Below are 26,868 nucleotides of genomic sequence, written 5' to 3' on the forward strand. Positions count from 1 at the left end.
CCGCCGGTCGCGGCGTGAAGTGGTCGAATTCGCTTGCGGAGATGTCGCGCAATTCCCTGTGGGAAAAGGATTCGTGCGAATCGCGGGGGGAAGGGAGAGCGCCCGTGGCATGGGGTTTGCGAATAGAAAGGTGAACCTGTCCACGCCGGAGTGGCGCGGCCTCTTGAGGACCGCGCTTCTCCAGCGCGGGAACCTACTATCCATCGAAATCATGAAGACGAAAAACATCACACGCATGGCGCTGCTGCTAGCGCTCAGCGGGCTAACGCCGGTGGCGATCGCGCAGACGGAAACTGAAACGAAAACCACCACGGAGACCAAGATCACCAAAGAGAAGGGCGATACCGCCGTGGTTGAGGTGAAGGAAATTCCAGAGCCGGGCACCATTGCCGCGGGCCTCCGGGATGCCGCCACGTTCTCGATCTTTACCAAGGCACTACGCGCGTCCGAGGTCGACCTGCAATTGGGAACCAAGGGTGCGTTCACCGTTTTCGCCCCAACCGATGAGGCCTTCGGCAAGCTGAAGGAAGGCACCTTGGACAAGCTCTTCCTGCCGGAGAACAAGGAAAAGCTGCGCTCGCTGGTGCTCTACCACGTGGTGCCGGGCATCTTCACTTCCTCCGAGCTGAAGAACGGCGAAATCAAGACCGCGAACGGCGAGAAGGTGGAGATCGATATCAAGACCAACACCGTGGAGGTGGAGGATTCAAAGATCGCCAAGGCGGATCTGGTGCTGAGCAACGGCGTCGTTCACTCGATCGACAAGGTGATGGTGCCGAAGTCGCTCGATGGCTTTGCCGGCTTGGATGAGGATTGATTCCTGACAATTGTCCCCGACCCCGAAAACGCGCACTCGTGATGATGTCACGGGTGCGTTGTTTTTTGCGACGGGATGGAGCTTATTCGCCGTATACGCCTCATGCGACGGATCTCCGCACTCCTCACGCTTGCGCTTGCCAGCGCGGCCCAGGCTCAATTGCCGCCAGCCTTTCCTCCGGACCCGGCGCAAGGCGAGGAGCGGACATGCTTCCAAACTTCGAAGGCTTGGAACCCGAATGGCAACCTGCGGTCAGACGTGGCCCTGGTCTATGGAATCGGCGAGGACCTGCCGCAACGGATCGATACCTGGCGCCAACGCGGTTACAGGATCCATGTGATGACCGGGGTCTCCTGGGGCCAGTATCAGGACTATCTCTACGGCCGCTTCGACGGGGTGAACCACGAGGACAACGCGCAGACGGACCGCAATGGCAAGAAGATCAGCCACGGGGGCGATGTCTATTACATGTGCCCGGCGGAGAACTTCGGGAAGTACCTCTGCGTGGGTGTGCAGCGGGCCCTGGATGCCGGGGCGGAGGCGATCCATCTCGAAGAGCCGGAATTCTGGGCGCGGGCTGGCTATTCGGAAGGCTTCAAGCGGGAGTGGCAGAGCTACTATCAGGAGGAATGGCAGGCGCCGCACTCCAGCGTGGACGCGCAATGGAGGGCTTCCAAGCTGAAGTACTATCTCTACCGTAGGGCGCTGCAGCAGGTCTTCGACCACGTGCAGGAGTTCAACCGCAAGACCGGCAAGAAAGTGCGATGCTACGTGCCGACGCACAGCCTGCTGAACTACGCGCACTGGTGCATCGTGAGCCCGCAATCGAGCCTCGCGAAGCTGGATGGCTGCAATGGCTACATCGCGCAGGTATGGACCGGCACGGCGCGGACGCCGAACAACTTCCGCGGTGTGCAGAAGGAACGGACCTTCGAGACCGCCTTCCTCGAATACGGCGCGATGCAGAACCTGGTGCGAGCGACGGGCCGCACGGTGTGGTACCTGAACGATCCGATCGAAGACAACCCGCGCCACGACTGGACGGACTACCGGACCAACTGGGAATCGACGCTAGTAGCCTCGCTTCTTCAGCCGGACGTCTGGCAATACGAGGTGGCACCATGGCCGGAGCGGATCTTCGGCGGGAAGTACCCGCGCAACGGGAAACCGGAGGATCAGAAAGGCATTCCACCGGAGTACGCGACCGAGCTGCAGGTGGTGATGAACGCGCTGAACGACATGAAGCAGCCGGACCATACCTGGGAATGCGGCACGCGGGGCATCGGCGTGCTGATCAGCGATTCGCTGATGTTCCAGCGCGAGCAACCGACGCCGAGCGATCCGCACATGTCGCACTTCTACGGACTTGCCTTGCCGGCCCTGAAGCGGGGCATGCCGGTGACACCAGTGCAGTTGGAGAACGTCGCGATCCCCGGCTTCCTCGATAACCAGCGGATGCTGATGCTGAGCTACGAGGGCCAGAAGCCAATGTCGCCGGAGGTACATGTGGCGCTGGCGGAATGGGTCAAGAAGGGCGGAGTGCTCTTGATGGCTGATGAGGACAAGGATCCTTACAACAAGGTCAAGGAGTGGTGGAACGAGGACGGCAAGACCGATGCGATCCCGCGGCAGCACTTGTTCCAGACTCTCGGCCTGAAGGATAGCGACTTCCGCGCTGAAGAGGCTCCTCAGCTTACGGTCGGAAAAGGGACGGTGATCTGGCTGCGGCGGAGCCCGACACAATTCGCGCTGAGCAAGGAAGCGGAACAGGAATTCTCCCAAGCCTTGAAAGACGGGGTCGTTCAAACAGGCGGTGAGTGGAAAGAAACGAACTACCTGCAACTACGACGCGGGCCGTACTTCGTGGCCGCGGGCTTGGATGAATCGGTGGAAGCACCGGCGAAGACGCTGAAGGGACGCTTCGTCAATCTCTTCGACCCCGGGTTGAAGGTGAAGCGGGAGGTGACTCTTTCGGCAGGAACGAGGGCTTTCCTTCTGGATCTGGAGGCACGGAAAAGCAATGGCCCGCAATTGCTGGCTTCCGCCTGCAAGGCGCTTCCCGCCAAAGCACCCGAAGGGAGCCTCGCATGGACTGTCGAAGGGGTGGCCGAGACCCCGGCAATCGTGCTGATTGCCACCACAAAGGCGCCGGAATCGGTAATTTTGGACGGAAAGGCGCTGGAAAATGTCTCTTATCTGCCGGAGGAGGGGCTGCTTTACCTGCGTTTCCCCAATACGTCCGCCCCGAGGGAACTGAGCGTCAAGTTCTAGTGAAGGAACGAGGGTTCCGGTGTTTCCGCCTTGTCCCCGTGCCCCGGCTCCCGTAATCCCCGTGCGCACATGGATGCAATGCACCTCTATGAACGCCTGCCGCTTTTCGGTACCGGAATCGTCTTGGGCGTGTGGCTGATCGCGTTGCACGCGCTCCTGCTGGCAAAGCCGGTGGAGACGCAGGGCTTTCTCAAGCGTTTCCCGCGCAACCAACAGCTCGGGCAGATCCTTCTGGCCTTGGGCTTGATCTGGTTCTGGCTGCTGGTGGCTCCTCCGGGTAAGGGCATCCTTCACTCGCTGTCGATGGACCTCGGCGAGTTTAACGGCCTGAAGAAGTATCTTCGCTACCTGGTGCCGATTTCGATCGTGGCGGTGGGCATGGCGATCAAGGAATTCCTGGCGGTGCGCGCACTGGGCCTGCTGGGTCTCCTGGTGGCGGCACCCTTGCTTGAGGCAGCTTTCCTGAAGGATCCGGGAACCCGCTTGCTGATCCCGATCTTCGCCTTCGTGGTGGTGATCAAGTCGCTCTACTGGGTGGGCATGCCTTACCTGTTCCGCGACGCGGTGACTTGGGCGACGGCGAATCAGAAGCGCTGGCAGATGCTTTGCTTCGCAGGCCTGGGCTATGGGGTAGCGGTGCTGGCTTGTGCCTTCCTGTTCTGGAAGGGGTATTGAGTCCGCGAAGCCGGGAGGAATGACGGGTTCCGGATTCCCGGAGGCCCGATGAGGCATGGGCAAGGAGAGCTGGATGGCAGGGGACCTCTGATTTACCCGCCCTGTTCCGCCTGTTATAACAGGAAAAATAACAGGCGAGCCGTCGAACCACCCGAGGTTGGCAGTTGAAAGTTCCTGTGCCGATCCATGTGCCGACGAGGCTTGCGGAGCGTTCAGTTTGAGGATCGGAAACATGCCTGCGCCAAGCTCGCACATCCTGACGGAGGCTTTCTACTGCCACCGGCGCATTCCAGCGGCCCTATGAGCGGCCTCATCCTGCATGGATGCGAGGCGAGCGCCTCGCGGTCCCAAGCTCGCCGCGAAACGCGGACTATCGGGGTGAGGCTTGGATGCGGAAGAAGAGCTGGGTGGCTCCAACGGGCGGGACGTACTTCACCGTGATGCGTTCGTATTCGCCACCGGGCAGGTCCACGCGGGAAAGTTCGGTGAGATCCGGATCGGCAATGTTCCAAATGCTGAGGTCGTCGCCAACCTGGACATGATAGATCGCTCCGGCCGGTGCCTTGCGGGCAACGTAGCTCAGGGTGACGCTGCCATCCGGGGCACGGTCCATCGGCACCGGGAAAACATCCGCGGCCAAGGGATCCCCGCCGAAGGCGAACTCGGCGAAGTTCGTGATGCCATCGCCGTCCGGATCGAGATCGACGCCCTGGAGGTAGCCCAAGCCGGGCAGGTGTGCGGCGAGCCACTGCGCATAGGGTGCGAGACCACTGCTCTCATGGCTGAGTTCTTCCACCTCGACAGCCGACAAGGCGCGGCCATGGATGCGGAACTGATCGAGATCACCCTGATAGCTGGTGGCGGCACCCGCGGGATTCCCGCCGAAGGCGAGCACCTGGTTTGCATTCAAAGTGGAAGTGCTGCCGATACCCGAGGCCTCCAACACTCCGTTCACATAAAGCTTCATCTCACCACTCGCCTGGACTCGAGTCACGGCGACGTGAACCCACTGCCCGGTATTCACCGCGCTGGTGCCGTGGATGATGCTATTCGGCGTGGCACCTCCGGCATGACCGGTCTGGAAGGAGATCCGGTTGATGCCATTCGCCTGGGTGCCGGCGATCATGAAGTCATTCGAAGGTCCGGGGGCATCCGCAGTGACAATGGCGCGACCGGAAGGTGGAGCGTTCGTGACCTGAAACTCCTGCGTGGTGCGCATCCAGAAGGAGATGGTGAAATCCCCCGTGACAACGTTCTGCATGCTGACCAGCTCACCCGAGCCATCGAAGGAAAGGGCGGAGCCATATTTCCCGGGGATCCAGTCCGTCGCCTCCATCCCGAGCAAGGTGCCGTGCGTTTCGTGCGGAGACTGGTCGTTTGCCGAGGTGCCGCTGCCTTCATCGAGCGGAAGCCATGCGAGAAGGGTGGAATCCGTGACCAGGACGCTCTTCTCCGCGGAGGCGAAGTTACCCTCACCGCCTGCTCCTTGGACCCGGCCGGCAGGAAGGCTGACCGTGACCCTACCGAAGTCATCCGGGGTGAGCGTGAGGGTGTACGCCGACCCGCTCCCTGCTAGGCTGGTGACACTGGCGCCGCTGACCTCGAAATCGCTGCTGATCAAGCCGGTGACCGGCTCCGAGAACCCGACATCAACCTGAAAGGGGCCTCCTGCACCGGTGGGTACCGTGAGGACCACTCCGGGAGCGGATGGCAGGGAGAGAATCCAATCGCTGATGACCTGAGAGGCCTGGGCATCCACGACATTTTTCGCGAGGGGCGGCATCTTGATCACTCCGGTGCTAGCGTGGCGGACACGCATGATCGAGTTCGCGAGATCGCCGGGAACGATGATCCGTTCGTGCTCGGTGGGCTCCACCAGGCTGCCACGGATCAGGCCCTGCTGGGCCAAGGGAGTGGTAAAGCGAGCATCAAACAAGGCGCGCACGCCACCGGGGCGGTGACACTGCGAGCAATTCGAGTCGATGTAGGAACGCACCCGTTCCTCAAGGCTCGCGGTGGTATCGGTGATCTTCTTGCTCTTCAGGTACCACTTCAGGAGATCGGGACGATATGCGGAATCAAACCAACCGAGGGCTGCCAGCGTCTCAAGCTGGTTCGCGGTGCGTCCGGTGCGATCGTAGGTGAGATCGCCATTCAACTGGTGAGTCTTCGGGCCTAGAATGTGGCCGGCATTGCCATTGTGGCAGACGCGGCAATCGGTGCGGCTGGGATAGTCCCAGCGCTGCGTGTGGGTGCCGCCATCAGCTTCGGTGATGGTGATGTCCTCGTGCAGGCCATCCGGGAGCAACTCGGCATCGCTGCCATCCTCACGCCACTTGTAGGTCAGGCCATAGGGCTCACCCGTTGTCGGCATGATGATGAAGCGCGTCTCGAGCCGCTTGTGAATCGGAGGGTTCGCTTCATCCACCGGCAGCTCGAAGTGCTTGATAAAGACCGTGCCGACGGGGAAGGACCAGTTCCCATCCGGTGAGAAGCCGATCTTCTCCGATGCAGAGTCATGCGTGCCATCATTCGGCAGCGCGATCCAGCGTTGCTTCGCCGCGGCATCCGACCACAGCGGTGCATTCACATCATAAGGGAAGACACCTTGTGACGGCGTGAGGGTGGCGAGATCGGAGAAGGCTCCGGTTTCGGAAAGCAAGGCGGGCGGCTCGGTGATCACCACCACCGGTTGCCAAGCTTGTGCCGCATAGAGGAACTGCGAGGGCGTGAGCGCCGTATTCGCGATACGCACTTCGTCGAAGGTGGCATCCGCCACGTAGTCGACCGGGTTGCCATTGTGCATGCCGCGCCCGACCGACCAGACGCCGGACTGCAGATTGCCAACGTAGCCGCTGCCTTGCCCTACCTGGGTATAGCTGCCGTTCTGGAAGCGGTAGACCGTGATCGTGCCGGTGGAAACCTCGCCAACGATGGCGAGGTGATACCACTGGCCGGTCGTGAAATCATCGCGGTCCAGCACTTCGATGGGCACGGAGATCCACTCACCGGTGGCGGGATCCTGAGTGCGGACATTCAGGAAGAGATCGCCATTCTGAAGTGAGACGAGCGAGTTCCCCTGCGGGGTGGAACGTCCCCAGCGCATGAGACGGAAGGGCTGGAGTGCGGGACCGTTCTCAAGATCGATCGCAGCGGTACCCGTCATGCCATCCAGGCCCATGAAGCACTGGTAGCCGCCGCCCAAGGAATCGGCCTCGGGCCTGAAGCTCAGTTCGACAGTGAAGTCGTCGAGCCTTCCAAATTTCTGCGTGGTATAGAGCTCGCCATTCGCATTGCCGGGATGACCGTCACCATCGCCGGGTGACGTGATCCGCACGCCGGCGTGGTTCGACGCAACCCCGGCGGGGTTTAACCCATTCGAGGCGACGTAGCGGGTGTTCGAGCTGTTATTCGCTTCGTCGTCGAAGACCTGGAGCCGCAAGCCATCATGGATGCTATCGACGGTTTCGTTGTCCGGGTTATCAGAGACATAGCCGGACGTATTGCCAGCGGCCTGGTCCTCGAAGCGGTACCAGACGGGATTCGTCGAAGCGGGTGGCGTGACCGCGAGCTTCATGAAGCGGCCGCGGGTCTCGGTGCCATTGATCTTGATGAAGACCGGCTCGCCCGCGTGGTCCTTTCCGACGGTGGAGGTGCCGCTATAAACGCTGCCACTGGGCATGTCCGCGAGGATCGTGTCCGAGGCCAGGCCCGTGCCAGTGTCGTAATCGAAGGCACGGATGCGGCCGCTGACATTATCCACGGTGAGGAACTTCCCCGTGAGCGTGGGATGTGCGGCACCGCGATAGACGAAGCCTCCGACGACGCATCCATCCGGACCGGCGGCGTGTGCCACGCTCCAGACCGGCTCCTTCAAGGCGCCGTGGATCACCGCTGGTGGCGCCTTCGGCCCGGCTACCTTTCCTTCGCGGAAAGGCCAGCCATAGTTCGCTCCCTTCTCAAGGAGGCAGAGTTCCTCTTCGGTGTCCTGGCCGCTCTCGCCAATCCAGGTGCGCTGCGTTTCCGCATCATAGGCGAAGCGATACGGCTGGCGGAAGCCGATGGCATAGAACTCCTCCAGATTCCCTGCTGCGGGATCCAGGAAGGGATTGTCGTTCGGGATGGTGTAGTGCGCGGTGAAGCTATCCGGCCAGCCCGCGGGCATGGTCAGCTGCGTCGGCTGGCGGCGGATGGCATGGCTGCGCGAGAGGTTCTGATCGACGTCGATGCGCAGGATGCCCGAGAAGAGGCGCTCGTCGATCTTCTGGCCGTCATCGTACTGGTCATTCGCGCCCCCTTCATCGCCGACGGCGACGTAGAGGAAGCCGTCCGGGCCGAACATCATGCAGCCGCTATCGTGGAACTGCTGGCGGTCGTACTGCTGGATCAGGATCTGCTCGCTGCCGGGATCCGCGGCCTGAGTACCATCCGGCACGGTGAATCGCGACAGGCGCCAATAGGCCTCGCTGCCATTTCCCCCGGAGGGTTTCCACTTGTAGGTGATGTAGACGTAGCCGCGATTCGGAGAGCCGGGCTGACCGAACTCCGGGTGGAAGACCAGCCAGGTCATCCCGCAATCGCTGGAGGTGAAGGTTTGCGAGCGGAGATCGAGGAAGGTCTCGGTGGCGTTCGCAGCCGGGCTGTCCTCGAAAAGAAAGATGCGTCCCTCCTTCGCCACGCAGAGCAGCTTGTTCGTACCCGGATAGGGCGCGAGGTGCATGGGGAGGTTGATATTGATGGCGGTGTAGGTTTCCTGCACCAACCACTCGCCTGCGGAGTTCGACTCCACGGCGGGGAAATTCCCGTTGAGGAAGGGGCCTATCGCTTCGGGCCCATCGAGCCCGGGCTGGGCGTGAAGGGACGACGCGAGTACGAGAGACAGGGCCGCAGGGGTGAGGGCGGCCCCGAGCAGGTGGGTTCCTGCCCTGAAAAGGGGCGAGGTGAGCATGGGTTCTTGGGCGGGGAACGGATACATAAACCCGTTCCACTCAGCAAACGAATCTTTGTAACAGTTTGTAGCTCCGCCGCTAGCGTACCGTAGCGTTTGAAAGGGGTGCGTCGAAACGGCATTCGATTTCACCGTTTCTTCCGCGAAAGCGCTTTGTCCGCTCACCGGCTCCGGAGATTTTCGCGGCGTGGGAATCGTCTCGCTCATCCTAGGAATGGTGATCCTCGTTCTCATCGGCGTGGGGATCGCGATGGGGTTGGTGGCTTGCGCGATCGCGGCGCTGCTGATTGCGACCGGGGTGATCTCCGCGTCGGTGATCGTGGGGATCCGCAATGGCCGACCGGCGGATGGTATCCGGTTCTTTTTCCTGCTGTGCGGGGTGCTGGCCGGAGTGCCTTCAGGGGCGGTGTGCGGGTTATTGTTCCATCGCCTCTATCTCGCTGCCGGCGATGACCTGATGATCCTCATCGGGGGCGGACTGGCAGGCGGGATAGCCGGGATTCTGATGGGGCTGAGCCTCGACTTCATTTCTCGAAGGGGACACGAATGGGCTCTAGCCAAACTCGCGGCGAGAAGTCCGAGCAGCCCGGCTTGAATGCTACCTCGCACCGATGAACCCTTACGAAAGTCCCCGCAGCAAACCCGCGCCGAAATCGAGCGGCTCGTATCGCGAGGGCCAGCCCTGCCCGGAATGCGGCGGTCGCAACTTGCTGCCGGACATGCTTGTGAGAAGAAAGCCGAGTTTTTTCGAGCGGATATTCTTGGGGCCATTCGCGCATGCGTTCTTAAAGCGCAGCGTGCGCTGCCAAGACTGTGGCACCATGAGCGAGTACCGGAAGATGAGCGGCAAGATGGCCGCGCTCTGTATGCTGGGGACGCTGGTGCTCTACTGGTTCATCCGGCCCAGATAGCCGCGGCCCATCAATTGGAGCCCTTTTTGTTCTTCACCGCCCGCGCCCATGCCGCATGGGAAGCGGGCAAGGCGGAGATCCATGCTTCCTCCCGGTCATCCGGGATTTGTCCCAAGGCAGACTCGAAGAACTTGTCCGAGAGGCTATTCAACGAAACCTTCGAGATGGCGCTCAATTGTTCCGGAGTGGCTTGGGTGGCGATGGACTCCAGTGCGCTGCGGCGCATGGCGGCATCCGGCAGCGAGGTGACCCATTGCCAACCGGCCTCCGGGTCCGCGGACTGCCACTGGCTAGCAAAGGTTCCCAAGGAACTGAGATTATTCTCACTGGCCGGGACGGCAGCGAAGAGAGCGGACATATTCCGGAACTCCTCTGCGTTCTTTGGCGGACCGGTGAGGAAGCGGCGCAAGCCGATCTCCGATTGCTGGGATAGCGGCAGCTCCGGAAGAAGCTCCGAGAGCTGGGCCGGATCAATCTTCCCGCTGGCAAGAACGCCGCTGAGGGCTTCATCACGGAAGCGTAAATCGGTGAGGCTGCGGGCTGCGGCCAAGGCCGCTTGAGGGTCGGCCTCGGCAGCGGCGCGATAAGCTTCCGGCAGCCAGCGCTCACCAGGCAAAAGTTCCGCGCCTTTCAGCCAGGCAAGAGCCCCCGCAGGATCCTTCTTCACCCACTCCGGAACCGCGTAGAAGAGGAAATGGCGATATTTGCTGATGGCTGGAAGCGCGGCTAGACCGGTCGTCGCAGCGGCAGGATCTTTTGAAACCCACTCGCGCGCGCCCCAGCTAAAGCGATTGAAGTCACCTGCCAGTGCCGCAAGCTGGAGCCCTTTCTGCAGATCAGAATCGATAGCGGTATCGATCACCGTCCGCTTCAACCGGTCGGCGAGCTGCTTTTCGGTGACCTGCAGGACCGCTTTCATGGCTTGGTCCGGGTCCGTCTCGGCCCATGTCCTCACGAGGTCATTGGCAAAGCGATCGAGGAGATGGACGTCACCGCTTTCCTTCAGCCACTGCCAAAAACCCGCGGGGTCCCGCTCCGCCCAAAGCCGGGCGAGAAGTGGCGAGATCTCCGGAGAGTCCTTCTGCGCAGCAAAGAAAGCGGGCCATTCCGAGGGATCTAACAGGGCTGCCTTTTCAGCGATGCCCGCCATGCGATTGGCGGGGGCCAAGGAAGAGGGATTCCATCCATCCACGACCACAGCGGATTTGCGAGGTGGAGGTGCATCAGGATCAGGTGATTGCAGGGCCCGGGAAACAGGATAGCCGATCGCGAATCCCGCGAGCGCGACGATGAGAGAAAGGGAACTCGTTTTCATCAGCGTCTTATGGATTCGCGTTCGTGCGAAGCGCGTTTTCAAGCGTTACCCGTTCCTCCGCGGAGAGCCCGGGGCTGTCTAACAATGCCATGGCGAGCGGCGTGCCGATGTTCTTGCTCACGGCCTTGAGGTCGGCTTCCAAGTTTCGCATGCGCGACTCGCCCTCGCTCCATGCGGCACCCAAGGTGAAGGCGTAGTCCGGGCTGTATTCGGCGACGCGTTCATGAGCCGCACCCCAGGCACGCGATTTCAAGCGGCCATCCGGCAGCGAGTCCAGCCACTGGGTGACGCCTACGGGATCCGTACGGGCCCAATAGTAGCCGACGGTGTTCGAGAACAGCATGTCGATATTGGCGTCGCGACTACCTTTCCCATCAGCCGGGAGGTCCTGCTCTGACAGCCATTTTGCCGCGGCCTGCGGATCACGCCCGGCCCATTCCTGGGCAAGCTGGTAGAGACGCGGGGAGTCCTTGTCTTCGGGACCAAAGGCATCGGCGGAGAACAGGGACGCGAAGGTTTCTTCCGGCTTCGAGAAGGCCTCGCGCCGCATTTCCTCGGTGGGCTTGTCTCTCAGCGTCGCGATATAGGAGGACTCAACTCCGCGGGACCGGGCGTAGTCCGCCGCGGCATTCAAGTCGTGCTTGGCCCACGTGTTGCAGATCAATTCGAGGAGGCGGTCCCGCGCTTTCCCCGCGGGCAGCTTTTCGGCTTCCTTCGCGGCAGCGCCGGGATCCGCGGGATACCAGCCATCGTGATCGATGGCGGGGGCAAAGTAACCGGGCTTGTCCCAATCGATATCAGCTTCAGACAGCGCGCGATAAAGCCCGGCAACATCGAGGAAGGGGTCACGAGCCAAGGCGGCGGCGATATGTCCCGCGGCGAAGCCCGACTGGGTCAGCAGCAAGGGAGCCGGTGGATCGGCTCGCGAAAATCCCGGTCTCTGTTCGGTGTCCGGAAGCTCAATGCTTGCCCAGGCTTTTTTGGCAGCTTCGAGATCATGCTCGCACCACTCCGTCATGACGGCATGGAGGACGCTCCTTCCAGGCTCTTCCGCGGGATTCAGGGATCGTGTCCATTCGAAGGCTGCGGCGGGATTACGGGATGCCCAGCCTTGCGCAACGCTGACGAGGGCCCGCTTCTTGAAGTCGGACGAAAGCTCCGCCGTGGAGATCGAACGAGCAATTTCAGGGGCATCTCGTCCGAGCGAGAAAAGGGCCACCCTGAGACGGGACTGGCGCTCCAGAAGATCGGACTCTCCCTTCAGGTGCTCGATGAACGAAGGGTCATGGATGGCGATGGCATGAAGAGCGCGCTCGGCGCGGAACTGTGAATGCCGTGCTGCATCCATCGCTGCTTTCTCATCGATGGCCACCCATGCGAGGAAGAAGGGTGCGAGCCAGCGGGAAGAGATCGAGGCTTTCGGATCCGAGAGCTGATCGATGATCTGATCCGCTTTCTCCAAGGAGAGCCAGCGGCGGAAGATCGCCTCCATCTCGAGGTCCAAGCCGGTCTTTCCGGACTCCAGGTATTCCAGCACGCGTGAGCGGCAATCCTCCGCGCTCAAGGAGGAGATCTCCCGGAGAAGGCGGGTAGTAGCGCCGGGATCGGGAGAAGCTGCCGGCGGCGTTGGGGTTGTCGAGCTGGTAGCCTGCCGGGACGCGTCCGATGAGTTCGACGAGCTGCGTTGCGGATCTTCGATGGCTCTTTGGCAGACCACCCCAAGCAGAATGCCGGAGGCTCCTGCGAGCACCGGAACGCCAAGACTACGCGAGCTATCCCCACTCATGTTGCTCTTGAAGCATGGCCCAAGGCGCGGCGTAAATCCTCAATTCACGATCACGTCTTTTTCACATAAGCGTTGTGACAAAGAGGGCGAGTGTCGGAGTTAAGGTTTATCCGATGGCTGCCAAGCGCGCCTCATTTTAGCTCTGCGGCGGTCCATGGCGCTTGCCGGTCTTTCGTAGATTCGCGCAGGGGAGCCACGACGGCAGGATTCACCGCAGGGGCATCATTACTCCACGCGTGGCGGACGAAGGTGAGGACATCGGCGATGTCGGCATCGTTCAGGCCGATGACGGGAGGCATGAGGGAATTCACGGCGAGCTTGCCGGGCACTTCGACGGGGCCAGTGAGTCCATGGAGGACGATCTTCACGAGGGCATCCGGATTGCCAGCGATACTGGCATTGCCATCGAGCGGCGGGAAGGCGCCATCCACGCCGGTGCCATTGCTCTGGTGGCAAGCGGCGCAGGTGCGGGCATAGACGGCCTCGCCACGGGCGAGTTGATCCGCGGGCGGATTATGCTTCTTCTCCACGTGGTGATCCTTCACGGCCTCCTTGAGAGCATTGCCGAGAGGAGAGGTGTCTTTCTCTAACAAGGCGAGCACCTGCGGGCTGCGGCTGGCGGCGAAAGCCTTGATGGCAGCGGGATAGATGCGCTCCTTAAGCACGGAGGGATCCGGTGCGTTCGCAAGGGAGGCAAGCAGGAAGCCGGTGGAGTGGCGGGCAGCGGCGACGGCAAAGCAGCGGTCGAGCACTTCGCCACGGCGGAGATGCTGCTGGCTGCGGTGCCAATCACGGAGCTTGCGCCCGAGGGTTTCATCCGCAGGCATGCGCGCGGCGAGCAGGAGCCACTCGCGGATGACGAAGGGATCGGGTTCCTTCAGGGGATCGAAGTCGCAAGAGGTTTCGGCAGGCCAGAGTGAAAGCGCGGTGCGGCGCAGGTCCGCGGAGGGATTTCTCGAAAGCTCTGAAAGCAAGGCGGTGCCTTGGCTTTGATCCGGTGCCAACGCGCCGAGTTGTTTCAAGGCATGAAGGGCATGGATGCCGTGCTCTTCCTTCGCGGCAGAGATCAGGGAGCTCGCGATATCTTTCTTTCCGCTCTCGACGAGCAAACGCTGGGCGTGCAGGCGAACGACCAGGGAAGGATGCTTCAGGCCCTTGAGAACGCTTTCCGGATCTGAAGGATTCAGTGCACTGGCGGCTTCCGTGGATCCACTTGGATAGACCCTATAGATGCGGCCCATCGGCTTCTCTCGAAGCGGGGTGACGTAGGCGGCGCCGGCACCGCGTTCCACTTTCGTTTGTTCGAAGGGCGCGCCGGGGCGGTTATGCTGGACGATGATATTGTACCAATCCGAGATCCACACGGCACCATCAGGACCGGTTTCCGCGGCAACGGGAGCCGACCACGCATCGGAGCTGGCGTAGAGATTCTCGCCCTCGAAGGAGGCGATGAAATCCGCATTTTCCGCGCGCAAGCGGGTCATCGAAACGAGATGTCCGGTTGGCTCGCAAACAAAAGCCGCCTTGTTCCGCCAGTCCTCCGGAAAGCGATCCGCGGTGTAGACGGCGTGTCCAGCCGCGGCAGTGTAGTGACGGGACTTCGCACGAATGCGGCCATCACCTAACAGCTCGACCGGCGGGTCCCAGCCATCGGAGCCCTGGATGTCCAAGGTGGTGGGGAAAATGCGCGTGCCGCGATCCGCACGATGCACGTTTCCACCATCGCCAATCACTTGCCAACTCGGCTGACGGTTCGCGGTGGAGCCGAGCACGTCGAACTGCTCCGTGAAGCCGAGGCCCCAGGTGTTGTTCGTGGTCTTGCCGAGGAACTCGATCTGCGAGCCATCCGGAAGAAAGCGAAAGACGCCGGTATCAAACTTTGCCTGCTTGCCGCCGACCATGCCATCGAAGCCCGCATAGCCGACCGTGCCGTAGATCCAGCCATCGAAGCCGTAGCGGAGATTTGAGACGCCGGCGTGGGTGTCGTGCATCTTGAAGCCTTCGAAGAGGACTCTCCGTTCGTCCGCCTTATCATCGCCATCGGTGTCCTTGAGGAAGAGCATCTTTCCGCCGGAGGAAACGATCACGCCGCCATTCGCATGCACCGCGGAAGTGGCCAAGGCAAGTTTGTCGGCGAAGACGGTGAACTTGTCCGCGCGGCCGTCGCCATTGGTGTCCTCGCAGATCTTCAAGCGGTCATTGCCGCGCTCCCCGGTGGTCATGCCATTCGGGTAATCGAGGGTTTCCACCACCCAGAGGCGGCCGCGGTGATCCCAGGCAATCGCAATGGGATGTTCGATGTCCGGCTCAGCGGCAAAAAGGGAGAGCTCGAAGCCCGCGGGAACCTGCGCGCGCTTCATCGAGTCCTCCGGCGAGAGCGGTTGCTGGACCTTCGGGACAGGCTGCTTCGTCTCGTAGCGATCCGGCAGCATCGGAACCTTGTATTCCAGCGCGGGAAGATCAACGAGTGAGACGTTCTCACCAGCTGCCCAGCGGATCCCGCGATCTAACAAATCGTGGAAGCCTTCCTGCATCCAGCAGCGCTCGTCGTGGCCATGGGCGGTGTAGAAGACGCGTCCCTTACCCTGCTGGCGCACCCAGGTCCACGGTTCCTCATCGCGGCGCTGGAGGATGGTGATGTCTTTCGACAGGCGATGATGGCGATAGGTCTCATCCCAAGTTTCGAAGGGTTGATAGCCCTTCATCGTGGCATGCTCCGGCTCCACGACTCGAGCGGTGAAGACGCCATCGCCATGACCCTCGATCTGTCCGCCGACGAGATCGATGTAGCCATCCGTTTTCTTGAAGCAGGCCGAGCCGCAATGCACGGGTACGAAGCCACCGCCGTTGTCGACGAAGCCCTTCACGGCCGCGAGCTGCTCCGGCGAGATGACCTGGTGATTGGCATAAACGAGCAGCACGTCGTACTTCGCCAGATTCTCCGGTGTGAGCGCTTCCATGCGCTTCTCGTACGTGAGGTTGATGCCGCGATTTCCGCTTACTTCCTTAAAAATGCGGTAACGCTCCAGCGGCTGATGATGGCCGTCATCTCCGAAAAACAGGACCTCCAAGCGGCGTGGATCGGGTGCTTTGGCGGGTTCCTTCTGGGCAAAAAGTGCCGCAACTCCCAGAAGAAGAAGAGGCAAGAGGTAACGGAGAAGACGCATCGGGAAATCCATACGCGTTCCACTGGCCAAATCCGACGGTTTTTCGCGCCAGCGGCTAGAATCCCAAGTGCTGGCGCACCCGATGCCGGTAGGTCCGACCGACAGCAAGCGGCTCCGGCCAGCCGTGAAGATGGAGCCTCCAGCCGGAAGCGGAGGAGCGGTCCAAGCGCTGGATGCATGAGTGGTGGATCATGTGTCGCTGGCTGATCCGCAGGAACTCGGCCTCGGGAAGGAGTGCTTCCCACGACTTCAGGCTACGAAGTTCGGTGTAGGGGTGGCGGTTGGTGAAATGAAGATGGGTGTAATCGCCATCCGCCTCGATCAGGATCAGGTCGTCCCGGTTGACAGCGACCACTTCGCCGCCGCTGTGGATGTGGATCGTCCGCGGGGATGGATGCACCGGAGAGGTCGATGCAGCCGCGCCACCGCGGCTGCCATAGAGAAGGCCGGCGAGGTAGGTCGCGGCCTGGGTCACGAAATCAATGCGAGGCTTGGTCCATTTCCCAAGGCGGCGGACCATGTCATAGCCGAAGATGCCGCGGAGCTTTCCCTCATGAAAAAGCGGGGCATTGATACTGGAGCGAATCTTTTGACGGCGGAGTTCTGCTTGGAAGCCGCGGGCTTGGCGCGGGAGTTCCTCAATATCGAAGACCGGCACCGTCTCCCCATCTAACAGCTTGCCATGGAGCCAGTGGATGAAATCCACGGAAGCTCCCTGCAAATCCTCCACGTGCGAGGAGACGCCGTCACGCGACCACTCATGGGTGTTCCAGAGATGCGTCAGCTCGTCATTGTAGCGGACAATCCACACGCGATCCACGTCGTGAGCCCTGCCCATGCACGCAAGCGCTTGATTCACCGCGGCTTCCGCGGGATGGCAGGCAGCGACGAGCGCGAGATCCTGCCACAAGCTCCGGTTCGCGTCACGAGGTCGGGCGGAACCGGGCATGGAACGGAGCGTGTTGGATTTGCAGATTTTCGACCACTATTGCCGGAAATCGGTAGGACAGTGGACAAGGCTATAACGACCTGATTGATCATCTACAAATCAATAAAGGAAGGATTCCTGCCCGCCATCTTTCCGCTGCCCGAAGCCAAGATTTTCCCCCGTCAGGAAAGTAAGGCAGCAAGCCCATGGTCATGCGGGAGAAGACCCGATTTTTGCTCATGACGGCCTTCTCCCGCATGTATCGGTTAAAGCCCGTGGCGGCAGCCGTCCACTCGGCAGGCCGTGGCTTCCCAAGGGAAAGCCGCTGACCTGCAGGATTGATGACCGGTTCAGAAAGTCACCCTCACCCGGGCGAAGCCGAGGGGCTCCAACGCGGGGTCGAAGGGCTTTCTGACAACGACGCGCTCCCAAATATCATCGATGGGAAAGACATCCGGGGAGATCGTGACACCCTTGAACTCCTCAAGGAGGTCGGGACTCGCCTGCACCGTGTAGGAAACACCTCCGGCGCGTCTGCGGACGAACTCGACCCTGAGGAAGGAGTGATCCCCGCTGCCTTCGACAGAGATGTGCGGCAGGCCTGAGAGGCCGGTGCCAGGAACGAGGATATGATTGTCCTGACGGGAGCCATCCATGTTGAAGGCGTATTTCACGAGGTTGATCAAACCATCATCGAAAGGTTCGGCATCTGAAGATGCGTCATTCCCCGCGAGGCCTGCAGTATGGGCCCAAGCCAAGTAGGGAGTGGTGCTCTCTGCCATGACCGCCAGATCCATCATTGGCTCAAACCAGTCATTCGACGTGATACGGAAGCGGGCCGCCGCCGAACCGAGGCCCGAAGGTGTGAAGGTAACCGCGAAAGTGGTGGAGCCTCCCACCGGCACGCTGGCATTCATGCCTTGGGTGCTGTGGGTAATGCTCGCGCTGCTTCCGGCGAGGCGTTGGATACCGGCAATGGCAAGCGGTGCGGTGCCGCGATTGTGAATCCGGACGGTTTTGGTCACCGGACTCCCGGCTGCCGCCTTCCCCAGATCAAGCGAGCAAGGGCTATCGACCACCGCAGAGAGTCGACCGTAGCCGCCATCCATCGCGGTGACATTCTTGACCGAAGCCGGAACGCTAACGATACGGAAATTCTCCACGTAAGAACCCCAAGCCGCCAGCGTGCCATCTGACTTCAAGGCCATGGTATGGTATGGCCCTGCTGAAATGGCTGTTACACCGCTGAGGTTGGCGGGCACCAGCGTCTGACCCAAGCTGCTGTTCCCAAAGGCGATGACCTTTCCATCCGACTTCAGGGCGACGGAGTGATACAGGCCCGAAGCAATGGCAACCACCCCGCTCAAGCCTGGTGGAATGCTTGGCGAGGATCCACCCCAAGCCACGACGGTTCCATCGCTCTTGAGGGCGATGCAATAGAACTGGCCCGCGGCAATGGCAGTTACTCCAGTGAGACCAGCGGGTGGAGTAAGGAAACCGCCGCTTCCCCAAACCACGACGGTTCCATTCGATCTCAAGGCCATGCTCCTATCGCCCCCTGCCGCCACGGCAACGATTCCGCTGAGCCCGGCAGGCACGTTGCATTGGCCGGAAGAATTGTCCCCCCATGCCGCGACGGTACCATTGGTTCTAAGCGCTACGGTATGATTGATGCCCGCCGCAATTGCCGTGGCATTGGTGAGATCGGCAGGAATCGACAGACGGTTCATCGTCGAGGCTCCCCAACCGGAGACCGTTCCATCGTTTCGCAAGGCCACAACATGATCATTTCCGGCGGTGATCTGTTTCACGCCGCGCAGATCGGGAGGGACACCTTGGCCTGCGACCGGGACCAGGCCGCTACGGTCCCATTCGACGATCGGGGAGGAGCGGGTCAGCTTCACCCCTCTGTCATCCTCAAGCCGCGCAGAAGCACCGGTGGTGCCGATGACGGAAATCGGGAAGCTGCCGGACACGGGGCTCCCGGTGCTATCCGCCGCACTGACCGACACCGTATAGGAGCCGGGAGCCAGAACGGAGCCATTGGTGAAGGGCTGACCCGCGATCGTCATGACCGGAGCAATCGAGCCATCTTCGGGATCGGAAATCACCGGCGGGCGGAATCCCACCGCCGCGCCGTCGTGATCCGGTGAAAAGACCCGGACCAAGCCGGGCAAGTAAGAGACCACCGGCGGGTCATTCACGGGCATGACGACGAAGGAGACTGTTCCTTCGCTCGTCGTGCCGCCATCGCTCGCGCGATAGACGAAACTGACCGGGCCATTGAAGTTCGCGGCCGGAGTGAAGAGGAAGTTCTTACCCACCGGCGTACCGATGGTTCCGGCATTCGAAGGAACAACGGGACCAAAAGTGACGGTGAGCGGATCCGACTCCGGATCGGTAGCGGGCAGGCTGATGAACAGGGAAATGTCCTCCGGGGTAGTGAGCCCTGTTAGGTCCGGAGTCACCGGGCTTCCATTGAAGCCATGGCCACTAAGCGCGAAGTCCCACTCCGGGCGGGTCGTATCATTCGTCTTGATCCGAAGCCTCGCTGCATGCGGGCCGTTTCGTCCCGGAGAGAAGGTCACGGAGAAAGTAGTACTTTCGCCAGTCGCGAGCGCTAGATCGGTTGCCCCCGCCTGAAGTTGGAAGGATGCGGCATCCACACCAGTGAGATGAAAATCATCGATCTCAAGGACACCGGGACCTTGATTGCGGATCGTGAAGACTTTGGTCAGCGGACCTGGTCGATCGACCGAACCAAAGCCAAGAGGGGTAACCTCATCCACATAGACGAGCGAGTGCTGCCCATTGGCCGAGATCAACAGCGCCTTTCCCAAGCCGGCGGGCACCGTGCTCTGGTTGTTCGAATTCGACCCCCAAGCCACCAAAGTTCCATCGGACTTCAGAGCAATGCTATGAGCGGCACCCGCGGCGATCGCAGTCACGCCGCTCAATCCTGCGGGGACCAAGGTTTGTCCGTCTTGGCTAACACCCCATGCGGCTACGGTGCCATCTTTCTTGAGGACGAGGGTATGTTCATCCCCACAGCGGACGCTTTTCACTCCGGTAAGCCCGGCAGGAACCGGCGATAGTCCACTATTTGATCTGCCCCAAGTCACTACCGTTCCGTTCTTCTTGAGGGCGACGCAATGATAGCCACCCGCCGCGACTTCGACCACCTCCCCCAATCCGGAAGGGACGACGCACTGGTTGTAAGAATTGTCACCCCAAGCCACGACACTTCCATCCTGGCACAAGGCGACAATGTGGCCCCGAGCCGAAGAGATCGCTTTGACGGGAGGCAGCCCTGCTGGCGGCTGAAGATCGCTATCGCCCCAGCCCCACACCACAACCGTACCATCGGATTTGAGGGCCACGCTGTGATGAAGTCCCGCGGCAACTTGAACCACGCCCGAAAGCTCCTCCGGAACCGTGGCCTTGCCATTGGCATTGTTTCCCCACGCCACCACAGTGCCACCGGCCTTCACGGCGAGTGAATGCTCATAGCCGGTCGCCAAGGCGATGATCGGTCCCAAACCGGAAGGGGGAGCCAGCTGATTGGAGGAGTTGGCACCCCATCCCGTGACCAAGGATCTCCGCGACAATGCTCCCCCACTGCCCTCTTCCACAACCATGTCAGCCCCAGAAACAACGCGAACGACAAAGGATCCTGTAGCCGTTCGGCCAGCACTATCCATGGCTGTGACCTCCACGATGGTGTCGCCGAAAGGGAAGTAATCTCCACTGGAAACGGGGAGTCCGTTACTCGTGACAACATAGCTGATCCAACCGTCTTCCGCATCGAAGGCATCCACCAGGAAATCCACGATGGATCCTCCGGCTTCCAAAGTCGGAACGACCCAAGGAGAACCCGGCAGGATCAAACGAGGTGCATCCTCCACGGGATTGATCGTGAGGCTTACGGACGAGACGTTGCTCTCGTTGAATCCGTCACTCGCCTTGAAGGTGAACCCGACGCTGCCATGATAGTCCAAGGCAGGAGTGAAGATCACCTTGTTTCCAACCACAGGTCCCAAGGTACCTGCGACCGCCGCAGGAGGTGTCACGATGGAGTAACTTAGGGTCTGCCCGTTCACATCGGTGGCAGGCAGTGTGATCTCCAAACCGCCGGGAGCATCTTCATCAAGTACCAGACCGGAAAGGCTGCTCGTCACGGGTGCCGTGTTTGTCCATGTGCCGGTCAATTTGATGGAGCGCGACGGCGACAGGGGATCGTTGGTCTGAATCAGGAGTGTAGCCTCGCGCTGGCCAAGCGCAGCGGGCAAGAAGCGGATTTCAAAGCTGCCGCTGGCTGCCGGCGGGAGGACACCCGGCAAGCCGCTCCGCTCCACAGTGAAATCGGCAGGATGGGTCCCCGTGATGGAGAGGCCCGTGATCTGGAGATCGGAAGTGCCCGGGTTTGCAATCCTCAGAGTGCGGGGCAATGCCGAAACCGCAACCGGCATCCGGAAGCTGAGTTGCTCAGTGCGATATTGAATCCCAAGGGCGTGCCCATCCCCTGCGGCTACCATGTCGATCCCCGCGGGGCTCGAAGGGGGATAAAAGCTGTTATTCACGAAGCCTCCCCAATACGAAGTGCTGCCATCCTCCAGCGCGGCGATATGGAAATTTCCTCCCGCCGACACAGAACGCGCGAAGGCCGCACCGGTCGGAATCTCCGACAGGAGCCGGTTTGACTCACCGCCCCAAACAACGACGCTGCCATCGGAACGCCGGGCAACGCTGTGAAAACTCATCGACGAGATCGACTCGACGCCGGAGAGCCATGAAGGGACCTGAAGCTGACCTTGATCCGCTCTCCCCCAAGCCACCACGCTACCATTCTCCTTCACTGCATAGCTTGCTCCGGATCCAGCAAAGACACCTGCGACGCCAGAAAGGTCCGGAGGAACCTCCGTGCCGCCATAGTCGCTCCCCCAAGCGACCACGCTACCGTCCGATTTCAATGCCAGTGAGTGAGTGCTTCCCGCCGCAATCGCGACCACCCCGGTGAGACCCGCTGGCATTCCGGAAGTGGCGCTACTCGCACCCCAGGTCCGGACTGTGCCATCGGATTTCAGCGCCAACGTGTGAGCGCCGCCTGCCGCGATCGCAATCACATCAGACAAGCCTTCAGGAACCACCGTCTGGCCAGAGTTGTTCCAACCCCACGCCACCACCGTGCCGTCTTCACGGAGGGCAACGGAGTGCCTGGATCCCCCGGAGATAGCCACGGCATCGGCCAAGCCTTGGGGAACAGCAACCGCCCCGTACGCGGAATCTCCCCAGGCGAGCACCTGGCCGCTCTTTTGGGTCGGTCGGCCGGAAGGATATTGAAGACTGAGGCAAGGCCCCTCGATGACACGGACTTCAAACGTGCGAACCGTCGCTATCCCGTTGTTATCCGTCACCGTCACTTCCACCACCGTGACGCCGGGAGGAAAGACATGATCCGGTCCGATCACCTGACCATTCACTCGCAGAACTGGCGAGACGAGACCATCTTCCACGTCGCCTCCACTGACTTTCAAGGGCACCACTGTCCCCGCGCCAGCGACGCTCGACCGCACCAACTGATCACCCGGAAAATGGATGAAGGGTGGATCATTCACCGGAGTCACGCTAATGGTGACGCTCCGCTTTTCGCTACTCAGGGAGCCATCGCTTGCCCGATAGGTGAAGGTGAAGGTGCCAGTGAAATCTCTGTCCGGAGTGAAACGCACCGTGTTTCCAGTGAAGTTGGACAGGGTGCCGCCGGCAGACTGCTCGGGGATAAACAAACTCAAGGGGTCACCGTTCGGATCCGATGTCGGCAATACGATATCAGCGGGGGAATCCTCGGCCACGGAGGCGCTATGATCGGCCGCCACCGGGGGAAGATTGGATCCTTTGCCGCTAACAGAAAAACGGAATGAGGCGTGGGCGGGATCATTCGATTCAAAGGAGAGTAGAGACGCCTTCGTTGTGAGATCCGAAGGAGTGAAGATGACCCTGAAACTCCCGCTCTGGCCTACAGGAAGGCTTGCGGGCAATTGCGAGGCATCAAGGGTGAAATCGTTCCCTGCGGTTCCCGTGAGAGTGACCCCCGACAAATCGAGGGCTTGGTCTCCAGTGTTCCGGATCGTGAAAGTGCGTTCGATCGGAATGCCTCTCGGCTGCACGCCAAAGGATTCGATGCGTTGCGGAGTGGTGGCGACGACACAATCACTTCCACAAGCTACGCCATCCGCTTCACCCAAACCCGGCAAGAGCGTGAAGGAGGAAGCCCCCCAAGTCGCGACACTGCCATCAGCCCTGATTCCAGCGGTCGTTGAATTTGAGACCGCGATCTGACTGAGGGGACCAACTCCGGCTGGAGGATTTCGCCCACTGGTTACCGAACCCCATACCCTGACGCTTCCGTCGGTTTTCAAGGCCATGGCACCCTGAGAATAGGCAGCGATCTGTTTTACCTGACCGAGGCCTGAAGGGGGCGAACCCACTACCGCACCCCACACCGCAACCGTGCCATTCGATCTCAACGCGAGGCTAAAGTCGCCGCTGGCAGCCACCTCAACCACCTCGGACAGATATTCGGGTACTTGGACCTTCAAGGGAACCACGTTCGGATTTACCCCGCCCCACGCTGCAACCGTCCCGTCCTGACGGAGAGCTACCACGTGTTCATATCCTGCTGCGATGGCTGTGACGATGCCAAGGTCCGATGGAACTTGCGGCAAGCTCCCTGAAAACCAGTAATGAACGGAGCCGTCCTGCGTTAGCACGGGACGAACGCCGCCATTTGCCACCAAAGACTTCACGTCCCCGATGGGACAGAGGGTGGTCGTGCTCGCATCCACCACCCGGGCCGTTCCGTCGCTATAAACCAATCCGGGCCAGTAGCCGGGAGTGAGATTTACGAGATCCGCATCCTGCTTTTCTTCTATTCTGACCAGCTCGCCATCCATCCAAACCGTGGCATGCCGCTTCCTGGTAATCTCGGAGCCATCATCTCGCTCGACACGCAACTGCGGAGCAGCGCCCGCCGGCAGGGCGGACGCGAGGAGAAGCGAGGACAGGCAAAGCCGGGTGAAGGCAGGGAACTGAAAGTTCATCGGAAACAGGGCAAACGGGACGAAATACCGGAGCGGGTGAGATCCGTGGAAAACGCGCCATGATATCAGGGAGTTTCACCACGCGGCACGTGAAGATTTGAAGAATTCCGCCCCGGCGGCAAGGCCCGGTACCTTTCCCCTCGACAGGCGGGGCTCTCCGAGGCAGCTTCCGCTCCGTGACGACGAATCTCCGCGGGCTTCTTGAGCTGCGGCCGCTCCTTCTAGGGCTGGCCACCCGCTGAGCATTATCTTTTCCTACCGCCGTCTCCGGACCGCCGCATTTTTCCGCGGCACCTTTCCCGTCTGTTTTGTTTTCTTCATTTTCCCATTTTTCATCCCGTGAACTCTGCCTCGATTTCGAAGTACCGGCCCTTCCCGCCGGTTCAGTTGCCGGACCGCACTTGGCCGGACCAGACCATCACCACCGCGCCGATCTGGTGCTCGGTGGACCTCCGCGATGGCAACCAGGCACTACCGCAGCCGATGTCCGTGGAGGAGAAGCTGGAGTTCTTCGACTTGCTGTGCCGCGTGGGCTTCAAGCAGATCGAGGTGGGATTCCCTTCCGCCGCGGATACGGAGTTCAACTTCCTGCGCCGCCTGATCGATGAGAACCGCATCCCGGAGGATGTGACCATCCAGGTGCTGGTGCAGACCCGCGAGCACCTGATCCGCCGCACCTTCGAGGCCATCGATGGCGCGAAGCGGGCGATCGTCCACATTTACAATTCCACCTCTCCGCTGCAACGCCGGGTGACTTTCAGCGATGCCACGCGCGAACAGATCCGCGACATCGCGATCGAGGGCGCGAAGCTGGTGAAGGAGCTGGTTCCGACCATCCCGAAGACCGAAGTGGTGCTGCAGTACTCGCCGGAGTCCTTCTCGGATACGGAGCTGGATTTCGCCTTGGAGTGCTGCAACGGGGTCATCGAGGTCTGGCAGCCAACGCCGGAGAAAAAGATGATCATCAACCTGCCCGACACGGTGCAGTGGACCACGCCAAACATCCACGCGGACATGATCGAGTGGATGTGCCGCCACCTGAAGAGACGCGAGTCCCTGATCGTGTCCCTGCACACCCACAATGACCGCGGCACCGGCACCGCGGCGACCGAGTTGGGCCTGATGGCCGGCGCGGATCGCGTGGAAGGCACGCTCTTCGGCAATGGCGAACGCACCGGGAATCTGGACATCGTGAACGTGGCGCTGAACATGAACAGCCACGGCATCCCGACCGGCCTCGATTTCTCCGACCTGACAGCGCTGCGCGAAGTCTATGAGCGGGTGACCCGCATGACCGTGGGCGAGCGCCATCCCTACGCGGGCGAACTGGTCTTCACGGCTTTCTCCGGCTCCCACCAGGATGCAATCAAGAAGGGCCTGGACCGCCGTGAGAAGGAGATCAAGGACAACCCGGAAATCGCCTGGGGCGTCCCTTACCTCACGATCGATCCGCAGGACATCGGCCGTTCCTACGAGGCGATCATCCGCATCAACTCGCAGTCCGGGAAGGGCGGCATCGCCTACATCCTGGACCGCGAACACGGCCTCGACCTGCCGAAGACGATGCACCCGCAGGTCGGCAAGCGCATCTACGACCTCGCCGACGAGCTGGGCCGCGAGCTGACACCGGACGAGATCCGGGATGCCTTCCACCGGCTCTTCGCCAATGTGGAGCTGCCGCTTTCCGTGAAGGACTACGAGCTGGTGCACCACACCACGGAGCGCGGCCAGGTAGCCTGTACGGCAACCATCGTACTTCATGGCGAAGAGAAGCAGATCCACGGCATGGGCAACGGCCCGATCAATGCCTTCGTCCATGCGATGGAAAGCGCGGGCATGAAGGACTTCAAGGTGACCGACTACCGTTCGCACGCGGTCCGGGGCGGTTCCGATGCAAGTGCTGCGGCCTACGTCCAGGTCCAGCATGACGATGGCCGGATCCTCTGGGGCTGCGGGATCGATCCTTCGATCGAGATGGCAGGCCTAAAGGCGCTGGTGACGGCGTGGAACTTGCTGAGAGCCTGAGTTTTCCTGAAAGCCCCGGAGTGGCGCGGCCGCTCCGGGGCCTTTTCTTTGCGGGCAGGGGCCGATCCGCCCAAAGCGCAAATGCAGCATGCTGAGGCTGCCGAGACGGCATTGGGTGGAAAGCAGGGCGGGGTGGTAAGACTTCCGCCGATGAAAACGATCGCACCCGAGCAACTGGTGGAGCAATTGAGCTGGCGCTACGCCACCAAACAATTCGACGCGGACCGCAAGGTTCCCGCGGAGCAATGGTCGGCGCTTGAGCAGGCCCTGCTCCTTTCCCCCTCAAGCTTGGGCATGCAGCAATGGGCCTTCGTGGTGGTGGAGAATCCGGTGGTGCGCGAGGAGCTAAAGGCCGCCTCCTGGGGCCAATCCCAGATTACCGACGCCTCGCACCTCGTCGTCTTCGCCGCCAAGAAGGACGTCACCGAGAAGGACGTGGGCCACTACATGGAACGGATCGCGGAAGTCCGCGGCGTCTCCCAAGAAGATCTTTCCGGCTTCCGCGGCATGATCACCGGTAGCATCCTTCAGGGAAAAAGCGCTGCCGAACGTGCTGTGTGGACTTCCCGGCAGGTTTACATCCCCATCGGCGTGCTGCTCACGAGTGCCGCACTGATGGGCCTTGATGCCTGTCCCATGGAAGGCATCGACCCGAGCGCGTACGACCGGATTCTGGGTCTGGGTGAGAAGGATCTTACAGCGCTGGCCGTGGTCGCCGTCGGCTATCGTTCGAATGAGGACGGCTACTCAAAATTGCCGAAGGTTCGCTTCACCGAGGAAGAAGTGATTCTTCACGTGTAATCGGATCGCGCCCGAAAAAATTCCGCGAAAACCAGTTGCGCGAGAATGGATCGGTGCGACTGGTATCTCCAGAGCCGGACGAGCCGAATCACTCAAAATCGTGAAGCCCAATGGGGCCCAACGAAGA

General features: G+C 61.2%; 13 protein-coding genes. 7 read left to right on the top strand and 6 right to left on the bottom strand.

The annotated features are described in order from the left end of the window. Positions 1-211: 211 nt before the first annotated feature. From HHL09_RS12380 to HHL09_RS12390, 3 genes are all read left to right on the top strand, one after another. On the top strand, positions 212-817 hold the full coding sequence (locus HHL09_RS12380) for a fasciclin domain-containing protein (RefSeq protein WP_169454945.1): 606 nt from the start codon (positions 212-214) through the stop codon (positions 815-817). A 102-nt stretch (positions 818-919) separates the two neighbouring features. After that, a complete protein-coding gene (locus HHL09_RS12385) occupies positions 920-3,088 on the top strand; it encodes a hypothetical protein (protein WP_169454946.1) in 2,169 nt (722 codons plus the stop codon). Positions 3,089-3,157: 69 nt separating this feature from the next. Continuing rightward, positions 3,158-3,763 (top strand): hypothetical protein, encoded by a 606-nt coding sequence (locus HHL09_RS12390; protein ID WP_169454947.1) that lies wholly within the window; start codon positions 3,158-3,160, stop codon positions 3,761-3,763. 370 nt (positions 3,764-4,133) lie between these two features. Here HHL09_RS12390 and HHL09_RS12395 read toward each other — a convergent pair whose 3' ends face one another. Beyond that, positions 4,134-8,711, bottom strand: a complete 4,578-nt coding sequence (locus HHL09_RS12395; RefSeq protein ID WP_169454948.1) for a LamG-like jellyroll fold domain-containing protein — start codon at positions 8,709-8,711, stop codon at positions 4,134-4,136. A gap of 187 nt (positions 8,712-8,898) precedes the next feature. Between HHL09_RS12395 and HHL09_RS12400 the strand changes: the two genes are divergently transcribed. Together HHL09_RS12400 and HHL09_RS12405 are read left to right on the top strand one after the other, a co-directional pair. Continuing rightward, complete coding sequence (locus HHL09_RS12400) at positions 8,899-9,306, top strand: hypothetical protein (RefSeq protein WP_169454949.1); 408 nt, start codon at positions 8,899-8,901, stop codon at positions 9,304-9,306. Between the two features lie 16 nt (positions 9,307-9,322). Further along, positions 9,323-9,622: a hypothetical protein gene (locus HHL09_RS12405; RefSeq protein ID WP_169454950.1), complete on the top strand. Its 300-nt coding sequence runs from the start codon at positions 9,323-9,325 to the stop codon at positions 9,620-9,622. A gap of 10 nt (positions 9,623-9,632) precedes the next feature. Here the strand turns inward: HHL09_RS12405 and HHL09_RS12410 are convergent, their stop codons facing one another. The 5 genes from HHL09_RS12410 to HHL09_RS12430 all read right to left on the bottom strand — a co-directional run bounded on the left by HHL09_RS12410 (position 9,633) and on the right by HHL09_RS12430 (position 23,915). After that, positions 9,633-10,937 (bottom strand): hypothetical protein, encoded by a 1,305-nt coding sequence (locus HHL09_RS12410; protein WP_169454951.1) that lies wholly within the window; start codon positions 10,935-10,937, stop codon positions 9,633-9,635. Positions 10,938-10,944: 7 nt separating this feature from the next. Beyond that, positions 10,945-12,723 carry a hypothetical protein gene (locus tag HHL09_RS12415; protein ID WP_169454952.1) on the bottom strand — a complete coding sequence of 593 codons (1,779 nt, stop codon included), beginning with the start codon at positions 12,721-12,723 and terminating at the stop codon, positions 10,945-10,947. 131 nt (positions 12,724-12,854) lie between these two features. Beyond that, positions 12,855-15,890: a PVC-type heme-binding CxxCH protein gene (locus tag HHL09_RS12420; protein ID WP_169454953.1), complete on the bottom strand. Its 3,036-nt coding sequence runs from the start codon at positions 15,888-15,890 to the stop codon at positions 12,855-12,857. A gap of 55 nt (positions 15,891-15,945) precedes the next feature. After that, a complete protein-coding gene (locus HHL09_RS12425) occupies positions 15,946-16,839 on the bottom strand; it encodes a GAF domain-containing DNA-binding protein (protein WP_169454954.1) in 894 nt (297 codons plus the stop codon). Positions 16,840-17,168: 329 nt separating this feature from the next. Then, positions 17,169-23,915, bottom strand: coding sequence for a choice-of-anchor D domain-containing protein (locus HHL09_RS12430; RefSeq protein WP_169454955.1), 6,747 nt, complete (start codon positions 23,913-23,915; stop codon positions 17,169-17,171). 339 nt (positions 23,916-24,254) lie between these two features. Here HHL09_RS12430 and leuA point away from each other — a divergent pair, with 339 nt between their 5' ends. Next, positions 24,255-25,940, top strand: a complete 1,686-nt coding sequence (leuA, locus tag HHL09_RS12435) for a 2-isopropylmalate synthase (RefSeq protein WP_169454956.1) — start codon at positions 24,255-24,257, stop codon at positions 25,938-25,940. 150 nt (positions 25,941-26,090) lie between these two features. After that, positions 26,091-26,741, top strand: coding sequence for an NAD(P)H-dependent oxidoreductase (locus HHL09_RS12440; RefSeq protein WP_169454957.1), 651 nt, complete (start codon positions 26,091-26,093; stop codon positions 26,739-26,741). Positions 26,742-26,868: the final 127 nt, after the last annotated feature.

It is taken from the genome of Luteolibacter luteus, from assembly GCF_012913485.1.
GTDB classification, from domain to species: Bacteria; Verrucomicrobiota; Verrucomicrobiia; order Verrucomicrobiales; family Akkermansiaceae; genus Haloferula; species Haloferula lutea.